Annotated in this window: 14 protein-coding genes, 1 tRNA gene and 4 pseudogenes; 4 read left to right on the forward strand and 15 right to left on the reverse strand. The window is 68.9% G+C overall.

Annotation, left to right across the window (positions count from 1 at the left end; translation table 11 throughout):
- Positions 1-60 precede the first annotated feature (60 nt).
- The 3 genes from ACFRU2_RS22880 to pabB are packed head-to-tail and all read right to left on the reverse strand — an operon-like array spanning position 61 to position 4,568.
- Entirely contained in the window at positions 61-1,239 is a 1,179-nt protein-coding gene (locus tag ACFRU2_RS22880) for an FAD-dependent monooxygenase (protein ID WP_382974920.1), read from the reverse strand.
- Positions 1,240-2,469: a 4-hydroxybenzoate 3-monooxygenase gene (locus ACFRU2_RS22885; RefSeq protein ID WP_382974923.1), complete on the reverse strand. Its 1,230-nt coding sequence runs from the start codon at positions 2,467-2,469 to the stop codon at positions 1,240-1,242.
- The gene (gene pabB, locus ACFRU2_RS22890; RefSeq protein WP_382974925.1) at positions 2,469-4,568 is read right to left on the reverse strand and encodes an aminodeoxychorismate synthase component I; all 2,100 of its coding nucleotides are present in this window, start codon (positions 4,566-4,568) and stop codon (positions 2,469-2,471) included. The genes ACFRU2_RS22885 and pabB overlap by 1 nt, the downstream gene beginning before the upstream one ends.
- Before the next feature lie 222 nt (positions 4,569-4,790).
- On the opposite strand from pabB, the gene ACFRU2_RS22895 reads away from it, so the two are divergent.
- A complete protein-coding gene (locus ACFRU2_RS22895) occupies positions 4,791-6,182 on the forward strand; it encodes a carboxylesterase family protein (protein WP_382974928.1) in 1,392 nt (463 codons plus the stop codon).
- A gap of 220 nt (positions 6,183-6,402) precedes the next feature.
- Here ACFRU2_RS22895 and ACFRU2_RS22900 read toward each other — a convergent pair whose 3' ends face one another.
- The 8 genes and pseudogenes from ACFRU2_RS22900 to ACFRU2_RS22935 form a co-directional block, all read right to left on the reverse strand.
- Positions 6,403-7,839 carry an FAD-binding oxidoreductase gene (locus tag ACFRU2_RS22900; protein ID WP_382974931.1) on the reverse strand — a complete coding sequence of 479 codons (1,437 nt, stop codon included), beginning with the start codon at positions 7,837-7,839 and terminating at the stop codon, positions 6,403-6,405.
- Between the two features lie 190 nt (positions 7,840-8,029).
- Entirely contained in the window at positions 8,030-9,136 is a 1,107-nt protein-coding gene (locus ACFRU2_RS22905; RefSeq protein ID WP_382974933.1) for a phenazine antibiotic biosynthesis protein, read from the reverse strand.
- A complete protein-coding gene (locus ACFRU2_RS22910; protein ID WP_382974936.1) occupies positions 9,133-10,590 on the reverse strand; it encodes an MmgE/PrpD family protein in 1,458 nt (485 codons plus the stop codon). The genes ACFRU2_RS22905 and ACFRU2_RS22910 overlap by 4 nt, the downstream gene beginning before the upstream one ends.
- Entirely contained in the window at positions 10,583-11,425 is an 843-nt protein-coding gene (locus tag ACFRU2_RS22915) for a cyclase family protein (protein WP_382974939.1), read from the reverse strand. Before ACFRU2_RS22915 ends, ACFRU2_RS22910 begins: the two co-directional genes overlap by 8 nt.
- Positions 11,422-12,300 carry an HpcH/HpaI aldolase/citrate lyase family protein gene (locus ACFRU2_RS22920; protein ID WP_382974942.1) on the reverse strand — a complete coding sequence of 293 codons (879 nt, stop codon included), beginning with the start codon at positions 12,298-12,300 and terminating at the stop codon, positions 11,422-11,424. The genes ACFRU2_RS22915 and ACFRU2_RS22920 overlap by 4 nt, the downstream gene beginning before the upstream one ends.
- Positions 12,297-13,484 (reverse strand): CaiB/BaiF CoA transferase family protein, encoded by a 1,188-nt coding sequence (locus tag ACFRU2_RS22925; protein ID WP_382974945.1) that lies wholly within the window; start codon positions 13,482-13,484, stop codon positions 12,297-12,299. The genes ACFRU2_RS22920 and ACFRU2_RS22925 overlap by 4 nt, the downstream gene beginning before the upstream one ends.
- Before the next feature lie 220 nt (positions 13,485-13,704).
- Positions 13,705-16,440, reverse strand: coding sequence for an AAA family ATPase (locus ACFRU2_RS22930; protein ID WP_382974948.1), 2,736 nt, complete (start codon positions 16,438-16,440; stop codon positions 13,705-13,707).
- A 68-nt stretch (positions 16,441-16,508) separates the two neighbouring features.
- Positions 16,509-17,110 (reverse strand): annotated as a pseudogene (locus tag ACFRU2_RS22935) (transposase); the annotation flags it as partial.
- 105 nt (positions 17,111-17,215) lie between these two features.
- Between ACFRU2_RS22935 and ACFRU2_RS22940 the strand changes: the two are divergent.
- Positions 17,216-18,001 (forward strand): thioesterase II family protein, encoded by a 786-nt coding sequence (locus ACFRU2_RS22940; protein WP_382974950.1) that lies wholly within the window; start codon positions 17,216-17,218, stop codon positions 17,999-18,001.
- Positions 18,002-18,179: 178 nt separating this feature from the next.
- On the opposite strand, the pseudogene ACFRU2_RS22945 reads toward ACFRU2_RS22940, so the two are convergent.
- The 3 genes and pseudogenes from ACFRU2_RS22945 to ACFRU2_RS22955 all read right to left on the reverse strand — a co-directional run.
- Positions 18,180-18,628: pseudogene (locus ACFRU2_RS22945) on the reverse strand (transposase); the annotation flags it as partial.
- Positions 18,629-18,681: 53 nt separating this feature from the next.
- On the reverse strand, positions 18,682-19,362 hold the full coding sequence (locus ACFRU2_RS22950) for a 4'-phosphopantetheinyl transferase (RefSeq protein ID WP_382974953.1): 681 nt from the start codon (positions 19,360-19,362) through the stop codon (positions 18,682-18,684).
- Entirely contained in the window at positions 19,352-20,245 is an 894-nt protein-coding gene (locus ACFRU2_RS22955) for a metallophosphoesterase family protein (protein WP_382975195.1), read from the reverse strand. The genes ACFRU2_RS22950 and ACFRU2_RS22955 overlap by 11 nt, the downstream gene beginning before the upstream one ends.
- Positions 20,246-20,349: 104 nt before the next feature.
- Between ACFRU2_RS22955 and ACFRU2_RS22960 the strand changes: the two are divergent.
- Both ACFRU2_RS22960 and ACFRU2_RS22965 read left to right on the forward strand, forming a co-directional pair.
- Positions 20,350-21,345, forward strand: a pseudogene (locus ACFRU2_RS22960) (site-specific integrase); the annotation flags it as partial.
- Positions 21,345-22,280: pseudogene (locus ACFRU2_RS22965) on the forward strand (tyrosine-type recombinase/integrase); the annotation flags it as partial. The pseudogenes ACFRU2_RS22960 and ACFRU2_RS22965, both read left to right, overlap by 1 nt.
- Positions 22,281-22,328: 48 nt before the next feature.
- Here ACFRU2_RS22965 and ACFRU2_RS22970 read toward each other — a convergent pair.
- Positions 22,329-22,402, reverse strand: a tRNA-Thr gene (locus tag ACFRU2_RS22970).
- Between the last annotated feature and the right edge of the window lie 112 nt (positions 22,403-22,514).

Raw genomic sequence — 22,514 nt, forward strand, 5'->3', positions numbered from 1 at the left:
ACACTTTCTGTGATCAAGTTTCGGTGCGGGCGCTCGTCCGGGAGGCGAGCGGGCGGGTCCCTACTTCGGGGACCGGACGCCCATGAACAGGCGGAGCAGCCGTGTGGTGACGGAGTTGCCAGCGACCCGCAGGAAGATCGTGCGGAGCTTGATGGCGAACTCGGTGGGTGGCAGGAAGAAGCTCTCGCGTCCCCGACGAGCCTGCGCCTGAACCTTCAGCGCGATGGGGCGGTACTCGGCCTCCCACTCGCGCAGAGCCGTGGGGATGTCCCCGGGGTGGCGTTCCAGCACGTCACCGAGGAGATCGGCGCCGCCGACGGCCAGCGAAGCGCCGTAACCCGCGTAGAACCCGGTGCACCAGGCCGCGTCGCCGACGAGAACCACCCGGCCCTGGCTCCAGGTGTCCATCTTGATCTGGCTCACCGGCCCGTAGTAGGCCGACGGGACGGCCTCGGCCTCCTTCAGCAGGGCCGGGACGGCCCAGCCGAGGTCCTCGAACCGGCGCCGAACCGCCTTGGACAGATCGGTGGACAGGTCGCCGGCCAGGTCGGTGCTCGTCCACAAGAAGATCACCGAGAAGGTGTCGCCGAGGCGGCTGACCGCGATCATCCGCCCGACTCCGCTCAGGAGATGCTCGACCCCGGTGTCGACCGGACTGCGCTCCAGGTTGTAGATGGCCATGAGGTCACCGAAGTCGGTTCGGAACTCCGTCTCCGGGCCGAAGGCCAGCTCGCGAACGACGGAGTTGACGCCGTCAGCGCCGATCACCAGGTCGAAGCGATCACTGTCACCGTTCGACAGAACGACCTCGGCTCCGGACTCGTCCTGGGTGATGCTCGACACGGTCGTGCCGTACTCGATCTTCACCTCGCCGTCCAGCGCGTCGAGCAGGATGTCCGCGATCTTGTCGCGCGGGATGTGCAAGGTCGGCTCGTTGTTCAGCGCCAGCTGTGTGGCCGCCCGCCAGACGACACGCAGCCGTCCGTCGGTGTCCAGCATGTGGATGTCCTCCCACGGCAGCTGCCCCTCGGTGAGCTGCGGGAGGATGCCGAGCCGCTCGGCCGCCTGGTAGCCCACGCCCCGGAAGCTGATCCACGTCCCGCCGTTGCGATTGCCGGAGGCCTTCTCCACGACCTGGACCTGCCAGCCGCCCCGGTGCAACCTCAGCGCCGCGGTCAAGCCGGCGACACCGGCGCCGACGACCAATGCCCGGCCTGCTTCCCGCCGTTGAGTGGACACTCAAGCCTCCATGCCGTCGAGTTCGTGAATGTAAGAAGGTGAGGACAGCCGGCGCCGAGAGCGGCCGACGTACTCGTCGGCGAAGGCGGCAGCGCTGCTACCACCCTCAGCCAGTCGTGTCAGGCTCGCGGTCCGGCGGCGGTGGTCGAACGCGGTCGCGTCCGCCGCAGGATGGAACAGCCAGGTCAGCCAGGCCGAGAAGTCCTGGGCACGCCAGACCGCAGGCAAACGCGCGGACGAGTAGCCCTCAAGGGGACCGGCCTCACCGCGGCGGAACCACCCGATGAGGGCGTGGGCGAGCACGCTCGAGTCCTCGAGCGCCACGTTCAACCCCTTCGCAGCGGTGGGCGGGAAGATGTGGGCGGCGTCGCCTACGAGGAAGAGCCGGCCGAACTGCATGGGCTCCGCGACGGTGGCCCGAAGCGGAACCCTGACCTGCTCGAGAATCGCTCCCCGCGCCCGCATCCGGCCCTCGTCCACGTACAGCCGTTGCCCGAGTTCGTCCCAGATCCGTTCATGCGGCCAGTTGCTCTGCTCGTCCCGGGCGTCGGCCTGTAGGTAGAGGCGGCTGACCTCGGGCGTGCGCATGCTCGCCAGGGCGAAGCCGCGCGGGTGCACGGAGTAGACCAGTTCGGACGCGAAGGGCGCCGCGTTGACCAGCAGCCCGATCCAGTCGAACGGGTAGCGCCGAGTGTGGAAGGCGAGGGACGCCGCAGGGATGCTCGCGCGGGACACTCCGTGGTATCCATCGCAGCCGGCGATGAAGTCGGCCTCGACGACGACCTGCTCCCCGCCGACCGTGAACGCCACCGAGGGCTTGTCGCCGGTGATCCCCGCGATCTGAACGTCCAGCGCGTCGAAGTACAGCGATCCGTCATCCGACGGACGAGCGGCCAACAGGTCCTTGACGACTTCCTGCTGACCATAGATGTAGGTCGGCTCACCGATCAGCGACTCGGTCGAGATCCGCTGAACCGTGTCCTCGAAGCGCAGCTGGAAACCGTCGTGTACCAGACCCTGCCGGTCAAGCCGGTCGGCCAGCCCGGAACCGCGCAGCAGCTGCACCGTGCCCTCCTCGAGCAGCCCCGCCCTCACCCGTCGTTCCAGATGCTCGCGACTGCAGCTCTCGACGATCACGGAGTCGACGCCGTGGGCGCGCAGCTCGTGGGACAGGTACAGCCCGGCTGGGCCGGCGCCGATGACGACGACCTGCGTACGAAGAATCCTCATCACTTCTGCCGGGCTGGATTCAGCAGGACGGTGCGGGCCTTGAGCAGCATTTCCTCGTACTCGTCGACCGGGTCCGAGTCGAGCACGATGGCGCCGCCCGCTCCGATGAGGACGACGTCGCGCCAGAAGACGGCCGTCCGGATCACGATGCTGAGGTCGGCCGACCCGCCGTACCCGAAGTAGCCGAGTGTCCCGGAGTAGACGCCGCGGGCCTCGGACTCCAGCCGGTCGGTGATCTCGACCGTGCGCAGCTTGGGCGCTCCGGTCATCGAGCCGCCCGGGAAGCACGCCTTCACGCAGTCGACGGCGTTCACCTCCGACCGCAGCCGCCCGCGGATCGTGGAGACCAGCTGGTGCACGGTGGCGTACGACTCGGTCGCCATGAACTTCGGGACGTGCACGCTCCCGACCTCGCACACCTGGCCGAGGTCGTTGCGCACAAGGTCGACGATCATGAGGTTCTCAGCCTGGGTCTTGGCGCTGCGGGTCAGCTCAAGCCGCCGGGACTCATCAGTCGCGGGATCCTCGCTGCGGGCCACAGTGCCCTTGATGGGCTTGCTCTCGACCATGCCGTGGCGGTCGATCCGCAGGAATCGCTCGGGTGAGGAGCTCAGGATCCGCAGCTCGCCGAACCGTAGGAACGCGCTGTAGGGGGCCGAGTTGGTGCGTCGCATCCGCAGGTAGAAGGCGAGGTCGTCGTCCGGGGCCGCGGTCCGGAGCATGTTGGTCAGGCAGATCTCGTAGCTCTCGCCCGCTCGCAGCTGCCGCTGGCACTCGGCGATGTCGGCAAGGTAGGTTTCCCGGTCCCGCACGAGGGACGCCGGGACGTCCACGTGCGGGCTTGGGCCCACCTCGGGCAGCGTCGGCCCCGCCTTGTCGAGCGCGTCGACGGCCGCGGCCGTGTCGGCCAGCCAGGCGTCGGCTTCGGCGACGGACTCCGCGCCCGGCCGGCACAGCGCCACCAGGTAGGTCCGGTGCTCGACGTGGTCGACGACGACCAACCGGTCGGCGCGCATCCATTGCGCGTCGGGGGTCTCCGCCTTGTGGCGGTTGCTGAAGCCGCAGTCCGCCTTCATCTCGTACCCGAAGTAGCCGACGTACCCACCGTTGAAGTCGAACGGCGCGTCCAGCTCGACCCGCGACTGGGCCAAGCGCCGGCTCAGGACGTCGAAGATGTTCCCCTCGACCAGGCTCTGGGCGCCATCCGCAGAGTCCACGACGACCACGTCGTCGGTCACCGAGTAGCTGAGCACCTCGCTGAGCGGGCCCGAGGCGTCGCCCAGGTACGAGAACCGCGCCAGGCCGCGCTCGCAGCGGTTGCTGTCGAGCCAGAACGCGTGGGCACTGTCGCCGTAGAGACCGATGAAGACCGACTCCGCGTCGACCTCGCGTTCCACGGTCGACATGCGGACGACGAACGGACCCTCACCGTCCGGGCTGGCCACCGACAGGTCGCGGCGCGTGGCGGTCCGGCCCCGGGTCAGGTCGCGGAAGTTCTCCAGGATCCGGGCGCCGTGCTCGGTCGCCACCGACTCGGGGTGGAACTGCACGCCCCAGTGCGGCCGGTTGATGTGGCGGATGCCCATGATCTCGCCGTCCTCGGCCCAGGCGATCGCCTCCAGAGACGTCGAGGCCAGGGAGTCCACCGCGAAGGAGTGGTAGCGCACGGCGGTGAAGTCCTGGGGCAGTCCTTCGAAGACGCCCTCGCCCGTGTGGGTGATCTGCGAGAGGTGGCCGTGCCTCGGTGCGCCGGCCGAGCGCACCTCGGCACCGTGGAACAGAGCGATGCCTTGGTGTCCGAGACAGACCCCGAGCACCGGCAGGTCCGGCAGCGACAGCAGCCGGGCGGCGTCGCCGAAGTCCCGGCCATCCTGAGGGTGGCCGGGGCCCGGGGATATCACGACGTTGTCGAACTGCAAGATGAAGGCGTCGTCCCTCAGTGCCGGGTCGTCATTGCGGACGACCACGGGCTCCGCGCCGTTGATCTGCGCGATCATCTGGAAAAGGTTGTAGGTGTAGGAGTCGTAGTTGTCCACCAGCAACGTGCGCACATGACCGATGGGCGAGTTCACATTGCCCGCCGGATTCGCAGGTTGCATCGGGGCCTCCAGACGGCGATCGACTACACGGGAGAAGGGCAGGAACGGCTCATATTGGCCTGACCGCAACTGGCCGGGCAACCGCCGTAACGTATTTAGGGGTTGGCCGAATCAGTCCTAGGGGCCCCTGCTCATCGGGAGCGGATATCCCCTATTGACATTCTCCGGACCCCACCAGAAGCATGATCAGTGATTGGCTTCCAAGGATTCGGAGATGAGACCGTGCGTGAGTTCACCGAAAGGGACCTCGTGGTCGGCACCACGTCCGGGCCGGTGCACGGTTTTCTCGACCGGGGGGTGCCCAACTGGAGGGGCGTACCCTACGCGCGCGTCGAGCGGCGCTTCCGGCCGGCGGTACCGGTGGAGCCGGGCGGCCCGATCGAGGCCACCGCATGGGGACCGGTCAGCTGGCAGTTGCCGATCAAGGTGAGCCGGGGCCTCTACCACCTCCCGTTGGGCGACCTCGTAGAGAACGAGGACTGCCTGAACCTGAACGTGTGGTCCCCTGGTCCGCGGCCAGACGAACCCCTGCCGGTCCTGGTCTGGTTCCACGGAGGCAGCCGGGTGAACGGCAGTGCGAGCAGCTGGATCGACCCGTGGCATTTCGCGGCCCGGCACGGCGCCGTCGTGATCACCGCGAACTACCGACTCGGCCCGTGGGGATGCCTGTACCTAGGCGGCCACGACCCGGACTTCGCGGAAAGCGCCAACCTCGAGGCTCTCGACCAGGTCATGCTGCTGCGCTGGATCAGGGACAACATCGCCGGCTTCGGCGGCGACCCGAGCAACGTCACGCTGTTCGGTATGTCCTCCGGCGGTTCCGACGTGGCGACTCTGCTCGGCACGCCCGCGGCCTACGGGCTCTTCCATCGGGCGGCGATCTACAGCGGGAACGCCGAGGTGCCCACGTCCGAGGAGGCCGCGGTGCGCTTCACCGACGAGTTCCTCGCGGCGGCCGGGCCACTGGCGAAGTCGCCCGAGGATCTGACCCGACTCCCGAACGTGGGGTTGCGGCACATCCACGGGAAGCTGCTCGAACGGGGGATCCCGGTCCGGTACCGCCCTTTCATCGATGGCACCGTCATTCCCAGGCCGCCGCTCGAGAGCGTCCTCGCCGGAGGCATCGCCGACGTGCCCGTAATGGTGTCAGTGACGTCGGACGAGGCCGGCATCTACGTCGCCATGGGCGAAGCGGTCTTCGACCGCGTCTACAACGCGATCGCCACAGGTGATTCCTCGGCCGACCTGGACGAGAAGACCCGGCTGCTCACGGAGAAGCGTTACTGGGCACCCGCCAACCGATTGGTGCGGACCGCCCACCAAGCCGGCGGAAAGGCGTGGCTGCAGAAGTTCTGCTACGCGCCGACCAACTCGAACTTCGCGTCCGAGTTTCCTTCCATGGCGGATCGCCCGGTGCACGGCACCGACATGGCGTCTTTGTTCGTCGACACCGAGGGAAGCGACGGGACGGAGACCGACCGGCTGATCGGGCAGCAGGTGCAAAACGCTCTGATCTCCCTGGCCCGGGAAGGGCGCCCGTCATGGCCGACATGGACCCCGCAGACGCCGGTGACACACGAGATCACGGCACCCTCGGCTGTCGTCGTCCGGTAAGGCGCGGCCGAGGCGAACTCCCGGCTCCCAGCCGCGCTCTTGTCCGTCGGGTGCCGGCCCCGACAGAGGTCCGCCAGTTTCAAGCGCCCGCCGCATCGTCGCTCCCCCCTCGCAGGGCTTGTGAAGCTGGGTGCACGGAAGCGTGAGTGACGAGGGAGCCCGCCGGCAGCGGCACAACCGCCACCAGAACGAGCTCCCGTGGGCACTCTCAACGACCAGGTCAGCTGCCGATGCTTCGAGGGTGGGAGAAGAAGTTGCCCGGGTCGTAGGCCTGCTTCACGCGCAGCAGGCGTGGGTAGTTGCCGCCGTGGTACGCCTCTCGCCAGTTCGGCAGCTTCGAGCTGGGGAAGTTGACGTAGGCACCGCTCGAAGCCGGGTCGAGCACGGCGGAGCCCTTGTCGATGAAGGCCGTGGCCGCGGCCTCGTCGGCCGGCGTCGCCTTCTCACCCAGGGCTACATAGCCGGCGAGGAACTGCGCGTCGCGGTTCCAGAACGCGGTTGACCTCGGGTTGATGTCGCTGGCCGCCCCGCCCATCGCGATGCATTGCAGGAACCGGCCCTGGCCCGCGTGCCGGTCGGCCTCGAACGCGGTGAGGATCGCGTCGTTGGTGGAGGAGTCGAGCGACCGGTTGAACAGGCGGAAGCCGTTCGTTTGGTAACCGGTGCGCGGAAGGACCGCATCCGGAGTCTGACCGACCCGGTGGCACTGGGAGGTACTGATGGTGTCGCAGAGGTAAGCGGCCTTCATACCGTCCACGTAGGACAGGTCCCTCACCGTGGTGTTGACGGGCTGAGCTCCCGACAGCGCCGACAAGCGGGCAAGCTCCGCGTCGAGTTGGCTCTTCGGACCATGGAAGCCGCCCGTGATCCCGATCCCGGGTGCGTTGCCCGGGGCAGCGTCGAACAGGTAGCCGACGAACGTAGAGCCGAGCGCGCGCGGTGCACTGGCCATCCATTCCTGCCAGGCAGGGAACATCCGCTGGGCATCGTTCCAGGACCAGTAGGTGACGAAGTGCACCATGTTCGGCGCGTCGATCGGCTTCACCTCGAAGTCGACAACGATGCCGAAGGTGCCGCCGCCGCTGCCGCGCAGCGCCCAGAACAGGCTCGATTCGCGGGTGGGCGAGCAGTGCACGACGCTTCCGTCGGCCAAGACGACCTTCGCCGAGACCAAGCGGTCGGCGCCGAGACCGAACATGCGGGTTTGGTTGCCGATACCGCCGCCGGAGATGAATCCGCCAGGGCAGACGGTGGGGCAGGTGCCCGCGATGATCTGCTTGTTGTGCGGGGCCAGCGCGGCGAGCGCGTCGATCGAGGCGGCGCCGGGACCCATGTGGACGGTGGAGGCGCCCACCGACACGTGGTTGAGCCGAGACACGTCGATCACCAGGCCGGGACCGGTGGACCAGCCCTCGAAGTTGTGGCCGCCGCTGCGCACGCGGACGCCCACCCCGTTCCGCCGAGCGACCCGCACGCATGCCTGGACATCAGCGACGGTCTCGCAGTAGGCGATGGCCTGCGGGTTGACCGAGTCGAACGCCGCGAACTGCAGTTGCTTGGCGTAGGGGTAGTTCGCGTCCCCCGGCAGGACCAGATCACCCTGCAGCCGGCCCGCGAGGCGGGTCCAATCGTTGTCGGCTCCGAAGGCCGGCGACAAGAGCCCCTCTCCTGAGGCCACTACTGCCAGAGCCGCGCTGCCTCCGACCCTCAACAGGTTTCTTCGATTGAGCATGACTACACCCCTTGTCGTATTTATCTTATTAAGAATTGGGCGTTTTGCATTCAGTGATATCTAGGGGCTGTTTAGGGGCATGGCGATGCAAGGCCCCTAGGACCGGGTACGGCGTTCAGTAGATGCCCTCGATGACTTCCTCGCCGCCGAAGGTCTCCACCGGTTGGGGAGCCGAGACCGAGTCGCCGATCTGCCCCGGCGGTCCAGGAACACGGATCGCGGTGTCGCGTTCGAGGTTGTTCGGCAGGAACATGCCCTTGCTGACATGGTTCATGACCACCTGGCCTCGCCGGCCGTACGGCACCGGCTCGCCGGTCGCCGGATCCACGACCAGGAACGTGACGACCGGGCTGCCCGGGTCGTAGACGATCTCTTCGTCCAGACTGGTGCCGGACCGCTGCCGGGAACCCTCGAGGATCAGGGCACTGCTGTACCGGCTGAGGAACCGGGCTTTGGGGAAGGTCACCCGCTCGAGCTCGAACCGCTGGTCGAGGGTCATGTGAGCGCCACCCCAGGTGATGAGGTCGATCTTGGCGTTGATCAGCTCGACTAGCGACGGGCGCCGCGCGCAGGCGAGCAGGAGCGGCGGCGTAGTGACCAGCATCCCCACGTTCTGGCTGATCAGCACATGCTCGATCTGGTCCAGGACGTGCTCGACGTATGCCCTGACCTGCTCGGTCTCGCCCCGGCTGATCAGTTTCTTCACCCAGCGCGGGTCGATGTCGATGCTGAACTTGGTGAAGTTCTGCCGCTCGGCGATGTAGTCGTAGAGGCTCCCGGCCTTGTGGGGGCCGGTCGGCATGGCGACCAGGATGTTCGACGGTGGCCGTCCGGAGAACTGCGGGCCCTGCTCCATCCGGTCCAGCGCGCTTTCCAGCCAGTCCGGCATCAGGATGATGCGCTTGGGCGCCCCGGTGGTGCCGCCGCTCTCGAAGACCCGCGGGGCCGGCGGGTTGGGACCGTAGCCGCGCGGAATGAGGTCCTCGACCGGAACGTCCCGCAGGTCGTCGACGATGTTCGGGAACCGCCGCAGGTCGTCGTAACAGTGGATGCTGGTCAGCGGGTCGAAGTCCAGTTCCTTGGCCCGGTCCAACCAGAACTTCGACCCGGTTTCCTCCCCGAAGTGCCACTGCACGGCGGCACGGAGGTACTGGGTCGGATCCTTCGGACGGACGGCCGGATCGAGGACGTCCCACCGCGGGTCGGTGGCGGTTTCCGTCATGGGTTTCCTCCGGGTTTCCTGGGGTCGGCGGTTCCGGGTCGTGACAGCAGGCGCATGATCGACCGCGGTGACGACCGGTCGGTGAGCTGGAAGATCTCCTCGTGCAGTTCCCGGGCTGACACCTCGTCCAGGACGGGGGAGAGGTTCAGGCCGACCTTGAGGGCGAGGTCCTCATCGCTCAGCGGCAGCCGCTGGCCGCCCCGGCTGTCGGGGCAGTACGCCTCCTCGACACGGCCGTCGGCAAGGTGGGCGGTGAGCCTGGCCGGGATCTGCATCGGGAAGAGCGACGTGCACTCCGGATCGGCGTAGCACGTGACCTTCGCGGCCAGCGCCAGGACCTCCGGACGACGGACCGCCTGGTCGGTGAAGTCGTCGACGTACAGCGCGAGTCCGCCTCCTCCGTGCATGGCCGCAGCGACCGTGTACGGACCGGAGAACGCGCCCGCGTATCCGCTGGCCGGTGCGGCCTTCACCGAGGCAGGCTCCGCGATCGTCCTCAGCACCGGCCCCGGAACGCCGAGCCTGAGCTCAGTGATCTCCTCCGGCCGCACCCCGCGCTCCCGGAGCTCGACAGCCGCGTCGATCCCGGCATGCGTGAAGAGGTTGCACGGGTACGGCTTGATGCGCAGTGCGTCGGAATGCCAGTGATGGCCGAGGTCCGCGGTGACGGTTTTCGGATGCGCCCGGGCGCCGCAGAACGCCTCGAAGAAGCCGAACCGGCCCTCGAGAGCCGTCGGCGGCCCGGTGATGCCGGACGCGGCGAGTTGTGCGGCCGCGATCCCGGAATGGGCCGCCCACCCCGTGTGGATCTGCTTCACCGTGCCGCCGGTCCGGTTGCACTCGATGATCCCGGATCCCATGCTCGCAGCGATCGACGCAGCGGCGGCGATCGAGGACGAGTCGCCGGACAGCAGCATCGCCGCCGCGACGGCGGCACCCAGGGTGCCGCATATCGACGTGGCGTGCTGCCCCCTGTCGAAGAAGATCGAGTTGGCGTTCTCCATGTCGTACCCGGCCATGCCCAGCCGGATGCAGAACTCGTTCCCCACCGCGATCGCGGCGAGAGTCTGCGGACCGGTGGCCCCGACCGCCTCGCCGACGGCGAGGGCGGCGGGAACGATCGACGCGCTCGGGTGCAGGACCGATGGCAGGTGGGTGTCGTCGAAGTCCATGCAGTGCGCGAACGTCCCGTTCACGAACGCCGCGGTGCCCACCGGAGCGCGCCGTCCGGCGCCGATCACCGTGGCGGACTCGTCCGAGCCCCAATGCCGGGTGGCCTGTGCGACGTTCAGCGACAGGGGCTGGGCAGAGCCCAGGACCATGTTGCCGACCGTGTCGAAGACCGCTCGCATGGAGTGCCGGAGACGGGCCGCCGGCAACCCCGCGCCGGCCACGTGAGCGGCGAAGTCGGCGACCTCGTCGAGCAGCCCGCCCCTGCCCTGTGCGCTAGTCATGGCAACGGCTCACGATCGCGAGCGGACGCACGGGAGACCCCGTGCCCCCAACGATCTTGAGCGGGGACAGGACGAAGGTGAACTCGGCCACGCCCCGTTCCGCCAACTCTGTGAGCCGCATGTGCTCGATGATGTGGATGCCGTGCTCGACAAGAAGGATGCGGTGGACCGGCAGGGTTGCGTGCCCCTGCCCCGGGTGGATCTGCTCGAAAGCGGTCGTGTCGGCACCGGCCGCGATGACCCGGTGCTGGGCCAGCCACCTGGCCGCGTCCGGGGTGAGCCCCGGCACCCCGGTCTGCACGCCGAGGTACGCGGCGGGGTCGTCCCACCACCGGCTCCAGCCGGTGTGGATCAGGCAAACGCTTCCTGGGGTGGGCCGCACACCGGCCCGGTCGGCGGCGTCTTCGAGGTCCTGCGCGGTGATCCCGTAGCCCGCGGGCAGGGCCGGGACACCATGCTGGGCGGCGATGTCGAGCAGCACCCCCCGGCAGACCATCGGCGAGATCGTCTCCACACCGTGGGACCTGAACCTGCCTCCTGTCTGTGCCTCGGCGCAGTCGACGTCCCCGAACAGCTTGCCTTCGTGGGACACGTGCGCGAGGGCGTCGATGTGCGTCCCCACATGTCCACCGGTGACGATGATCTCGCTGGCGGCCGAGCCGCCGTCCGCGCGAACCATGTCACCATGGCGCCTGGTCAGGGACATCTTGAAGCCGGGATGGTTGGGCGAGCAGGGCATTCCGTCGACCAGTGGCTGGGCCAGGTCGAAGACCTCGACACCGGCCAGTACCGCCCCGAGCAGGGGGTCCCGCGGGGTTACGACTGGTGTGCTCATACGGGGGCCTCGAGAAGGTTGAGAGCTTCGGCGAGCTGCAGGACGTTCCTCGCGTTCGCCAGGATGGGCGGGCCGATGACGGTTCCGCGTTCGTTCAGGACGATCGACCGGTTGGCTTCCCGCGCGATTTCCGCAGTGCGGGAGATCGCCTGGGCGTCGGCGATGTCCTGTGCCGTCGGTGTGTACACCTCGTGGATGGCGGGGATCTGCATGGGGTGCACGGCCATCCGACCCATGAAGCCCTGCGCCTTGGCGCTCCGACTGGTGCGTAGCAGGCCGTCGATGTCGTGGACGTCGGTGAACACGCTCTGGCAAGGGCTCGGCAGGCCGGCCGCCCGGGACACGATCACCACGCGGCTGCGGCAGGCGTCCATGGTCGGGGCCTCGGGCTTGATCCGGAGATCGGTACACAGATCGGACTCCCCGAGGCTCATCATGGATACCGCGGGGGAGGATGTGGCCAGGTCGAAGGCGATCTCCAGGGCGTGCGCGGTCTCGATGAGCAGGTGGATGGCGGCCGGGCATTCGGCTTGGGCCAGCAGCATCGCGATCTGCCGCACGTCCTCCGGGCGGGCCACCTTCGCCATGCGGACCCCGCTCAGCCCAGGACCGGCCACCGCCCGCACGTCGTCCTCAGCACGTCCCGACGCCACGGAGTTCACCCGTACGAAGGTCGGCTTGGGGGGCGTCGAAGCGGTGATGCGCGCGGCGTTCTCGCGGGCCCGCAGCTTCTCGGATGGCGGTACCGCGTCCTCAAGGTCGAGGATGACGGCGTCCGCCTGGGATTCGTAGGCACGCTCGACGAGACGCGTCTGATGGGCCGGTACGTAAAGACAGCTCCTGAAGACCAGATGTTCCGTCTGGTTGGGATTCACGCTTTCTGCTCCTCGCCGCGCTGTCCCTCGTGCTCCGCGACGGCCCGTAGGATCTCCTCGGTGTCCGCGCCCAGCCGCGGGCCGGCGTGCCGGATGCGTCCGGGGGTGGCCGAGAGCCGGAACGCGACGTTGGGCATGGTGATCGAGCCGAGTTCGGCGTCGGGGACGTTCACCACCGTCTCGCGGGCACGGAAGTGCGGGTCCTCCAGGATGTCCTCGATGTCGTAGACCGGCGCGACGGCTGCCTCGGCGCGCTCGATGGCCGCGATCACCTCGTCCCGGTCGCGCTCGGCGATCCACTTGCCCACCGCTTCATCGATCTCGGCCCTGTGGGCCCCTCTTCCGCTGCCCTCCTGGAACCAGGGCTGGTCGGCGAGGTCTCCCCGTCCGACGAGCCGCAGGAGGCGCTCGGCGACGGAGGTGACCGGGGCTGAGAGGGCGACCCAACGACCGTCCCGGCAGCGGTAGACATTCCGCGGCGCAGTGGGCGCGGCATGGCCCGGCTTGACGCCCAGCTTCTCGTGGACGGCGAAGTGCCCTCCCAGGAGGCTGACCACACCCTCCGTGATGGCGACGTCCGCGATCTGCCCGTGCCCGATACGGCCGCGGGCGTGCAACGCGATGAGGGTCGCGCAGGCAGCGTAGAGGCCGGCCAGCGCGTCGCCGAGTTGGTACCCGGGGAGCACCGGCGGACCGTCGGGCCCGCCTGAGATGGAGGCGATGCCGCCCATGGCCTCGGCCAGCGTGCCGAACCCAGGGCGTGGGGAATACGGGCCGTCCTGGCCAAAGCCGGTGATCCGGGTCAGGACGAGGTCGGGATTGACCTCCTTCAGCTTCTCCGGCCCGATCCCCCATCGCTCCAGCGTCCCGGGACGGAAGTTCTCGATCACGGCGTCGGCCGTCGCCGCGATCCGAAGGAACTGGGCCGCACCATCGGGGGTGCTCAGGTTGATGACGATCCCCTGCTTGTTCCGGTTCAAGACCTTCCACCAGAGCGGTGCCCCGTCCACCGACGGACCGAAACTCCGCATCGGGTCGCCCGCCGGGTGTTCGACCTTAATCACTCTCGCGCCGAAGTCGGCGAGCACCTGCGCGGCGAAAGGGCCGGCCAGAACAGTGGAGAGATCGATGATAGTGAGATCGGCAAGTGGCAGGGACTCGTCCGCCATATTCTTCCCCGTCATTCTCGTTGGTTTCCCGGTACTGGTGCTTCTTCGCATCGTCACGCCCGAGCACCGAGAGTCGCTCGCGAGGCATGGAAGGGCCTTCATCCTGGCCCGGCTCGGCTAGTTCGGGAACCCCTGTCTTATCCGCCGGAATTCCCATCGGGCTCGTCCGTAAAGGATGGGGCGGCCTGAAATAGGGGTCTGCTTCGGCGCTCTAGGGGTTGGCTTTTTGAGCGTCTTACGCGCAAAGCTCGTTGGCTGCGGTCAAACCGTGAGGCCGGATCGGCAGCTCACTCCGGCAGCGGACGTTGAGCTTGCTGTACACCTTGGTGAGATGCTGCTCGACCGTGCTGACTGTGACGAAGAGCTTGCCGGCGATCTCCCGGTTGCTGTGACCGTCTGCGGCCAGCGCCGCCACTCGCAGTTCTGCCTTGCTCAGGACCTGATAGCACTCCCCCGTGCCGGCATCGGCCAGCTCGTCCCCGTCCCGGTCAGCGGCGGAGTAGCCGATCTGCCGTACCCGGGGGCCGATCCCTCCCTGCCGGGCCCGGTCCAGGTCGGTCAGGGTGAGCGAGAGCTCGAAGTGGTCTCCGGCCCGCCGGAGTTCCCCCTCCGACTGCTCGAGGCGTGTGAGCCTGTCGGCCGGCTCACCGGCCGCGGCCAGCACGCGCAGGGTGATCCCCCGTTCCCGGGCCTGCGCCGGCCCGAGCATCTCCCACTGCTCAGCCGCCCGGCGACGGGCCTCCTCCCGGCGCCCGAGCTCCAGGTGGACGAGCGCGGCGTCGGTTCGCCAGGGCACCAGCGCGGGCTGGTCGAGGTTCCATCGGGTCACCAGCTCGGAGACGATCCCGATCTCTCTCAGCGCGCGGTCGAGACTTCCCGTCGCGGCGTGGAAGCGGGCGCAGGCCCGCAGGTACGGGATGGCCAGGGGCGTCTTGAGCAGGACGTCGGGCACGGGGGTGCGCAGATGGGTGAGCGCCTCCTGGTACCGACCCGTCATCGTCGTGGCCTCGATGAGCACGCCGAGCGGGAGCAGGACCCCTACCCCCCAGCCCTCGGCCGCGACCAGCTTCAGGGACCGGCTGGCGTGCGTCCCCGCCGAGACCGGATCGCCCTGCCGCAGGGCGATCGTCGACCGGAGCGCGGCCAGCACCGCCAGCCAGGTCGGCGCCTCCGCCGCGGCGGCATCCCCCTCCAGGGACGCACACCACCGGTCGGCGGTGCCTAGCTGCCCGCCGTAGACCAGGGCGCCGAGGGCGCAGGCGAGCGCCCCGAAGGTGCGCTCGCCGAGCGGGCTCTGCTCGATGAGGTGCTCGGCGGCGACCGTCGACTCACCGGGACCGTCCGTCAGGCTCCTGACCAGCAGGCCGAGGGCCTGCCCCAGGGGGTCGGCCGTCGCCGCTCCCACCCGGCTCCCAGCGGGTGCCCCGACGGTCGGCCCCGGCCCGTCGCCCGCGGGGAACAGGCAGGAGAGCCCCAGCCGCAAGGCTTCCAGAAGATTGGCCTGGGACTCGTCGAGGGCCTGCTGCCGGTCGCCGAGCCGCTCGAGTGCCGTCCGTGCGTCGTTCACTCGGCCGAACCAGATCAGGCGGCCCGCCCAGGCCAGCAGCTCCGGCGCGCCGGGATCGTCGCCGGACCGCAGGGCCGCGATCACCTCCGCTCCGTGCCGCATCGTCAGGGCGGGGTCGGTCCGCCATTCCGCTCGCGCCAGGAGCGCCCGCGAGACCTCGTGGTGGGGGCCCGGGGCCGGGATCCGGCAGGCGAGCCGGAGGTAGGTGAGCGCCTGGTTCACCCGTCCCTGGGACAGGGCTTGTTCGGCTGCTTCGTTGAGGGTCGGGACCATCCAGGGATCCTGGGGTTCCCCGGCCGCGACGAGATGATCGGCGACGACGAGGACGGAGGCACCCTCGATCCGGAAGCGGGCCGCCGCCCCGGCATGCATGGCCGCCTGTTCGGCGGGAGCCAGGCCGTCCAGGACGGCTTGACGGAGCGAGGGATGCCGGAACCGGCCGCCGGCGAAGCAGCCGGTCCGGTCGAGCGCCCTCAGGGTCCGTGACGTCGCCTCGTCGTCGAGGCCGGCGAGGCGGCCCCCCACCGACGGAGTCCCCGACTCCCCGAGGATCGCCGTCCAGCGGGCCAGCCGGAGCATGCCGGGATCGCACCGGTGGAGGATGCGCGTCCAGGCGTGCACGGTCTCCGGTCCGAGCGGGCCGGCGTCCTCGTCGGATCGGCGGTGGTCGTCGGCGAAACCGCGCACCATGACCGGATTGCCACCGGTCAGGGCGTGGCACTCCGCGGCTACCCGCCTGGCCACGGCGCCGGGGAGGTGCTCGGCCAGCATGCTTTCCACACCGCGCTCGGTCAGCAGGTCGAGCCGGAGATGACGGCAAATCGGCTCCGCCGGCAGCCCGCCCAGGAACGCCGGGCTGAACGACTGGGGCCCGTCGGCCGCACTGACGACGGCCATGAGCGGGGAGTGCCGCAGCCGTCCGGTGATCGACAGCAGACATTGCAGGGACGCCGGGTCGGCATGGTGAGCGTCGTCGACGGTCAGCAGGAGCGGACGGCCGGTCTCCTCGATCACGTCCAGCAGGAGACCGCTCAGGACGTGGGAGACATAGGCGAGCTTCTGGTGGAGACTCCCGTCCGCGGAACCGTCGGCGCCGAGTCGGGTGTGGATGACCTCTGAGTCCAGGAGCTGAGCCGCCTGCTTGCGCGTCCTCGCCGGCAGTCCCGGGTTCATGAAGAGCTGCCAGATGGTGCCGAAGGGGAGCGCGTGGTCCACGCTGGAGATCGCGGCCGCGCAGTGGAGCGCACCTGCGACCACCGCCTCCTGAGTGAAGGCCCGGACCACCTCGGTCCGGCCGGTCCCCACCGCGCCGGTCAGCACCACTGTCCGTTGTTGGCCGAGCCGGCACTCCGCGAAGAGCACCCTCAGGTCGGACAACGATTGGTCCCGCTCGTACAACCTCACAACATCCCCCTCTTGTCCGGAAGAAAATAGCCACGGCCGGATCTCGGCGGTCAAGATCGTCTCGATGGTTAAGATTGCTGGCGTAGTGTGTGACGGTTTGACAGGTGATCTTCTGGCGGTTCAGGCGCTGAGCGTCGGGATCGCGTGGTGGGGGTGCCCTCCTCGGTGTTGGTGGTGCTGTCGGGGACGGCGGTGATGCGGGCCCGGCCGAGGACGTCGAGGCCGAAGTAGCGGCGTCCTTCGGCCCATTCGTCGTGTTGTTCGGCGAGCACGGCGCCGACGAGGCGGATCAGTGAGTCGCGCTCGGGGAAGATCCCGACGACGTCGGTGCGGCGGCGGATCTCTCTGTCGAGTCGCTCGGAGGGGGTCGAACTGGGCGTGAACGCCGGCGGTGAGACCGAGTGCAGCAGCGTCCGTACCCACGGCCAGGACGCTTTCGAGATCGCGGCCATCAGGTTGGCCGCGTAGTGGGTGCGGAACGCTACCAGGCTGCCCCAGGCAGGGTCGCGCCGATCGCGGCGACCAGCCCGGCGTGGGCGTTGGAGGTGACCCGCTCGACCCAGAACAGGCTGCGAGCGGTCGGGTCACGGAAGAAACCCAGCCAGCCCGCGCCGTCCTCGGCGGAGCCGACCTGCAGGCCGAGGATCTCCCGATGCCCGTGGCAGCTGACACGAACACCGGGCCCAGGGTGTTCAGTTGAACGATTCCCCTGGTTGGAGGAACGGCGGGAGAATATGTAGCCTGGGCATTCAGCCGGAACCCGACCGGGAGTGGTATGTCCGATCTACTTGTCGACGAAAAGCTGTGGTTCCGGCGTTACCGCCCTTCCCCCACGGCCTCGGCCCGCTTGGTGTGCCTGCCCCACGCGGGCGGCTCGGCACCGTTCTTCCTCCCCGTCGCCTCCGCACTCGGTCCCGGTGTCGACGTCGTCGCCGTCCAGTACCCCGGCCGGCAAGACCGCCGGGCCGAACGGGCCCTCACGGACGTGGCGGCACTGGCCGAGCGGATCAGTGACCTGCTCCTGCGGCAGCCGCCGCTCCCGGTCACGTTCTTCGGCCACAGTCTGGGCGCCACGGTCGGCTTCGAGACCATCCGCCGGCTCGAGGCTGCCGGCCACCCGGTCACGCATCTGTTCGCCTCCGGCCGCCGCGCGCCGTCGGCCCACCGTGACGAGGCCGTGCACCTGCGGGACGACGATGGCATCGTCGCCGAGGTGCGCGGTCTCGGCGGCACTGCTTCGAGCATCCTCGACGACCAGGAGCTCATGCGGGCCGCCCTGCCGGCCTTGCGTGCGGACTACACGGCGGCGGAAACCTACCGATGCCCTCCCGAGGTGACCATCAGCTGCCCGGTCACCGTCCTGACCGGCGACGCCGACCCCCATACGACGTCGTCGGAGGCCCGGGCCTGGGAACGCCACACCAGCGGTGCGTGTGAAGTGCGCACCTACTCCGGCGGGCACTTCTTCGTCACCACCCGGGCGAACGAGATCACGGCCCTTCTCCGGCACCACTTCGCGGCGAGCGAGTCCAAGCCGCTCGTCCTTGACCGCCATCCGTGATCGTTCATCCGGGACAGCCCCCAACTCCGGCTCAGGGCTGACCCATTGTGTAGGGACGCCCGCGATGGCCTGGAGGCCCGGCTGGTATCCGTCCGAACTGTCGCCGCCGCTCTGGTAGCCGGGATGGGACATGACCCGTACCGGGACCACCACTCACGACGACCAGAGTCGGCGTGCTCATCGCATTGAGTGTGGTGTCTGCCGGACAGTAGGCGATGGAGTAGGAGATCTCCTCCGGCCGGCTCACGCTGCGACGGGCGAGGACCCAGTGGCGGCGGTCTGGCCGGTGCCAGGGCCGCACCTCAACCCGTGCCCAGTCGTAGATTCGCCGGCCGTGTGCGCCTTTGCCGCGGCGCTTCCCTTTCTGGCGAGGGAGGCCGGTGAGCAGGTCGCGGACGGGGTGGTCGATCGCCCAGCGGGTGACGGCCGTGTCGTGCCGAGTGGCGGCCATGATGTGGAAGACATCGCCCTGCTCCAGCTCGAAGCGCCGGCCCTTGCTGAAGCCGTAGGCGGCATCCGCGGTCACCCACCGGAACGGGATCTGGTCGGCGATCGCTCGGCCGACCATCACTTGGCCATGGCCACCTTCGTCTCAAAGCCGACCTTGTCACTGACGCCAGCCATACGAGTTGAATTGAGGTGCGGCCGCCGTCGAGTGTGCCGGCCGCGTGATTCAGGGCTCAGGTGGGGTTTTGCGCGACAGCCGTCACGACCAGCCCTTCTCTCACCGTCCAGCGTCCGACGAAGCCCTCGGGCGGCTTCTTCGCCGTGGCTCCGGTCGTGCGGGCAGAGGCGTGGCCGGAGGGGAGGATGAGGGCGGAGAAGGTCCGTTCCCGCGGGTGGAAGGTGAGCTCTGCGTCCTCGAAGGCGAGCCGGGACCGGGTCAGGGGGAACCAGGCCTTGTAGACCGACTCCTTGGCGGAGAACAGCAGCCTGTCCCAGCACACATCGGGATGAGAGTCGAGCAGCCGGGCCAGGTGCGTGCGCTCTACCGGGAGGGAGACGGCGTCCAACACACCGTCCGGGAGCGGGGCATGAGGCTCGGCGTCGATGCCGAGGGAGCCTATGACGCGTGCGTCGGCGACAGCGGCCGCCCGGTAGCCGTCGCAGTGCGTCATGCTGCCGACGACGCCCTCGGGCCACAGCGGAGCACCGTGCTCACCGCGCAGCAGCGGCACCGGCCCGTACCCGAGGCGTGCCAACGCGGAGCGCGCCAGGTGCCGGACGGTCGTGACTTCCAGACGCCGATTGGGCACCGCCTGCTCGACCAAGGACTCCTCCTCGGTGAGCAACACGGCGTCCGGTGGGTCTCCGAAGGCGACGTCGCAGTGCACCTCGGGGGGCAGTAGCTCATCGATCACCGGGCTCCCCCTCCACCGTGGGCTGCGGGCTCGGGCTGCGGAGCGGTGAGATCCGGCGCAGCAGGCCGTACGGGTGGCCGTGGCGTTGCCACTCGCGTGGGTAGCCGAGGGAGACCTCGTGGTGGGGGACGCCGTCGTGATGCGTGATGCGCGGGATGTGCAGATGTCCGTAGACGACGTGGGCGACATGGAAACGACGGTGCCAGTCGGCGGTCCGCGTCGTGCCGCACCACAAGGAGAGGTGCGGGAGGCGCAGCACCCTGGTCGGTTCCTGCACGAGGGGGTAGTGGTTGACGAGGACCAGCGGGACGTCGGGGTCGTCGGCCTCGGCCAGCCGTTGCTCGGTCGCGGTGACGCGGGCCTCGCACCAGGCTTCGCGACTGGGATACGGATCGGAGTGCAGGAGGTGCTCGTCGTTGAAGTAGACGCCGGTCTCGATCGCTGCCTGGCGGGCGCGCACCGGATCGGTCGCCCCTTCCGGGAGGAAGGAATAGTCGTAGAGGAGGAAGAGCGGGGCGATGCGCAGCGGAGTGCCCTCACCGGTCCACAGGGGATACGGATCCTCCGGCGTGGTAACTCCGAGGTCGCGGCACATGTCCACGAGCCGCTCGTAGCGGGCGACGCCGCGCAGTTGGACCGAATCGCCGGGATGAGTCCACAACTCGTGGTTGCCCGGCACCCAGATGACACGGGCGAAGCGGTCGGCCAGCTGCTCCAGCGTCCGGCCGATCTCGGCAGTCTGCTCGGCCACATCGCCGGCGACGATGAGCCAATCGTCCGGTGTCTCCGGCCGAAGGCGGTCGAGGAGCGGACGGTTGTTCTGCACGGAGGCATGCAGGTCGCTGACCGCGAAGAGTTGGCCTGCGCCGGGCCGTCTGAACATCCCCATAAGATCATCATATCGGCTCCGGACAAGGGGCAGGCCGAGGAAAACCGACATCAGGGCAAGCACCAGACCCACGGCGTGCCGGCCGAAATGGACCTGGTCGTCCACGCCGGAAATGGTTCCGCGCACAGCTCGACGCGATGCCGCCGTTCCGTCAGTCACCGGGCTGAACACTCAGCCCCACATCCGCAACACGCTCCGGGCCGCGCTCAACGTCGCCATCGCTCAGCAGGTCATGCGCGCCTTCAACCCGGCCGCTCACGTCGAGCTGCTGCCCGATACCAAGCCGAAGGCCCTTGTCCGGACCGAGGAGCGCATCGCTCGTTGGCAGGAGACCGGCAAGCGGCCGTCGCCAGTCATGGTCTGGACCCCGGAGCAGACCGTCGTCTTCCTCGACTTCGTCGCGGGCGACCGGCTGTACTTGCTCTGGCGACTCATTGCGTTTCGAGGTACTCGGCGAGGAGAAGCGCGCGGTGTCCGCTGGGAGGACCACTCCGCGCAGCACTGCTCGCTAGCCATCGCCACGCAGCTCGTCCAAGACGGCTGGGAGGTCCACGAGGGTGCGCCCAAGACCGACAGCGGCCTCCGGCTGATCGCCCTGGACGGCGAGACCAACGAGGGCATCCTCACGCACAAGGCTCTCCAGCAGACCGAGCGCGAGGCACGGGGTGAAGGCTGGCAGAACACCGGTCGTATCTTCACCCAGGAGGCGCCTCGTGGAGGCGGCCGGCCTGCCACCGATCCGCCTTCATGACCTCCGGCACGTCGCTGCGACGCTGATGCTCGCGGCGGGCGTCGACATCAAGGTCGTCTCGGAGACCCTCGGCCATTCGGACACGCGGATCACGCGGATCACGCGGATCACGCGGGACATCCAACAGTCGGTCCTCGACGACCTGGCACGTGACGCCGCCGAGAAGGTCGTACAGCTCGTACCTCATGCGCGTAAGGCTCTGGCGGCTGTTCCGGACGTCGTGCCGCAGGTAGACCCCGCGTCTGGTCCTCGACCGCGAGACGGATCCAAGCCCAGCGTTCGTCCTGCGTCCGCTGCAACCTGTCCTTGCCGCCGGGCCACTTCCAGCCGCTATGGCCCTTGATCCATTCCAGGGTGCGACGGGCCAACGAGAACGTCGCCACGCTCGTTGACCCGCCGTCGGTCGACGAGACCGAGGCGAACCCGTTCTCGCGGGACGAGTCCAAGGCCTTCCTCGCGGCAGCCGCGAAGCGCCCCTCGTTCATGCGTTGGGCCATCGGCGTCGGCATGGACTTCCGGCAGGGCGAAGCCCTGGGCCTGCGCTGGCATCACGTCGACCTGGACCAGGGGCTGTTCCACCCCGCCTGGCAGCTCCAGCGCCTCACCTGGAGGCACGGCTGCAAGAACGCGCACGCCTGCGGCGCCCGGCTGCATCGGTTCGAGCCCTGCACCACCGAGTGCTCGACCCACAAGGGCTACAAGCGGGGCTGCCCCCAGCCGTGCGCGAAGACCTGCCGCCGGCACGCCGGCACCTGCCCCGAGCGGAAGGGCGGCGGGCTGGCGTTCACCCGACCGAAGACGAAGAAGAGCCAGCAGCCCGTGCCGATCCCGCCGCCCTTCCTGCCCTACCTCCTGGAGCACCGGGCGAAGCAGGACGAGCAGCGGCAGGCCGCCGGGGAACTGTGGGAGGAGTGCGGCGCCGTGTTCACCCGTGCCGACGGCCGGCCGCTCGATCCCCGGGCCGACTGGGAGGAGTTCAAGGAGCTGCTGGAGGAGGCGGGGATCAGCGACCGCCGCCAGCACGACGGGAGCCGTCACACGGCCGGGACGATCCTCAACGAGCTGGGCATCGACATGCCCACCATCATGGAGATCCTCCGCCACACCCAGATCAGCCAGACGAGGCGGTACGTGAAGGGCCGCTCCGAGCTCTCCCGGGAGGCCATGCGCCGCATGGGCGAGGCGTTCATGCCTGGCCCCGATCCGCTGTCTGAGACCAGAACTGAGACCGAGAGCACCCGGGCCGCCCGCACACGGCGGCGGCGCAAGATTCGGTAAAAAGCAAAACCCCCAGGTCACGGCGAGTGAGTCCTGGGGGTTCTACAGAGCCGCCTTCGGGATTCGAACCCGAGACCTACGCATTACGAGTGCGTTGCTCTGGCCAGCTGAGCTAAGGCGGCACCGCTGGGAAGACAAGAATTTCCCTGGTGGGAGGCTCTCATCAGCAGCGGCGCCAAGTCTACAGGGTTAAACGGGGTGCCTCGAACAGGGTCCCTCGGCGGTGCCGTCGGC

Origin of the sequence: Streptomyces sp. NPDC056883, assembly GCF_042788835.1 — a bacterium.
Classification (GTDB): Bacteria; Actinomycetota; Actinomycetes; order Streptomycetales; family Streptomycetaceae; genus Streptomyces; species Streptomyces stoeckheimensis.

Excerpts from the sequence above, each read along its gene's own strand:
- ACFRU2_RS22885 (WP_382974923.1), bottom strand. The coding sequence starts at position 2,469 with ATGAGGATTCTTCGTACGCAGGTCGTCGTCATCGGCGCCGGCCCAGCC.
- pabB (WP_382974925.1), bottom strand. The coding sequence starts at position 4,568 with ATGCAACCTGCGAATCCGGCGGGCAATGTGAACTCGCCCATCGGTCAT.
- ACFRU2_RS22905 (WP_382974933.1), bottom strand. The coding sequence starts at position 9,136 with ATGACGGAAACCGCCACCGACCCGCGGTGGGACGTCCTCGATCCGGCC.
- ACFRU2_RS22910 (WP_382974936.1), bottom strand. The coding sequence starts at position 10,590 with ATGACTAGCGCACAGGGCAGGGGCGGGCTGCTCGACGAGGTCGCCGAC.
- ACFRU2_RS22915 (WP_382974939.1), bottom strand. The coding sequence starts at position 11,425 with ATGAGCACACCAGTCGTAACCCCGCGGGACCCCCTGCTCGGGGCGGTA.
- ACFRU2_RS22925 (WP_382974945.1), bottom strand. The coding sequence starts at position 13,484 with ATGACGGGGAAGAATATGGCGGACGAGTCCCTGCCACTTGCCGATCTC.
- ACFRU2_RS22940 (WP_382974950.1), top strand. The coding sequence starts at position 17,216 with ATGTCCGATCTACTTGTCGACGAAAAGCTGTGGTTCCGGCGTTACCGC.
- ACFRU2_RS22955 (WP_382975195.1), bottom strand. The coding sequence starts at position 20,245 with ATGTTCAGACGGCCCGGCGCAGGCCAACTCTTCGCGGTCAGCGACCTG.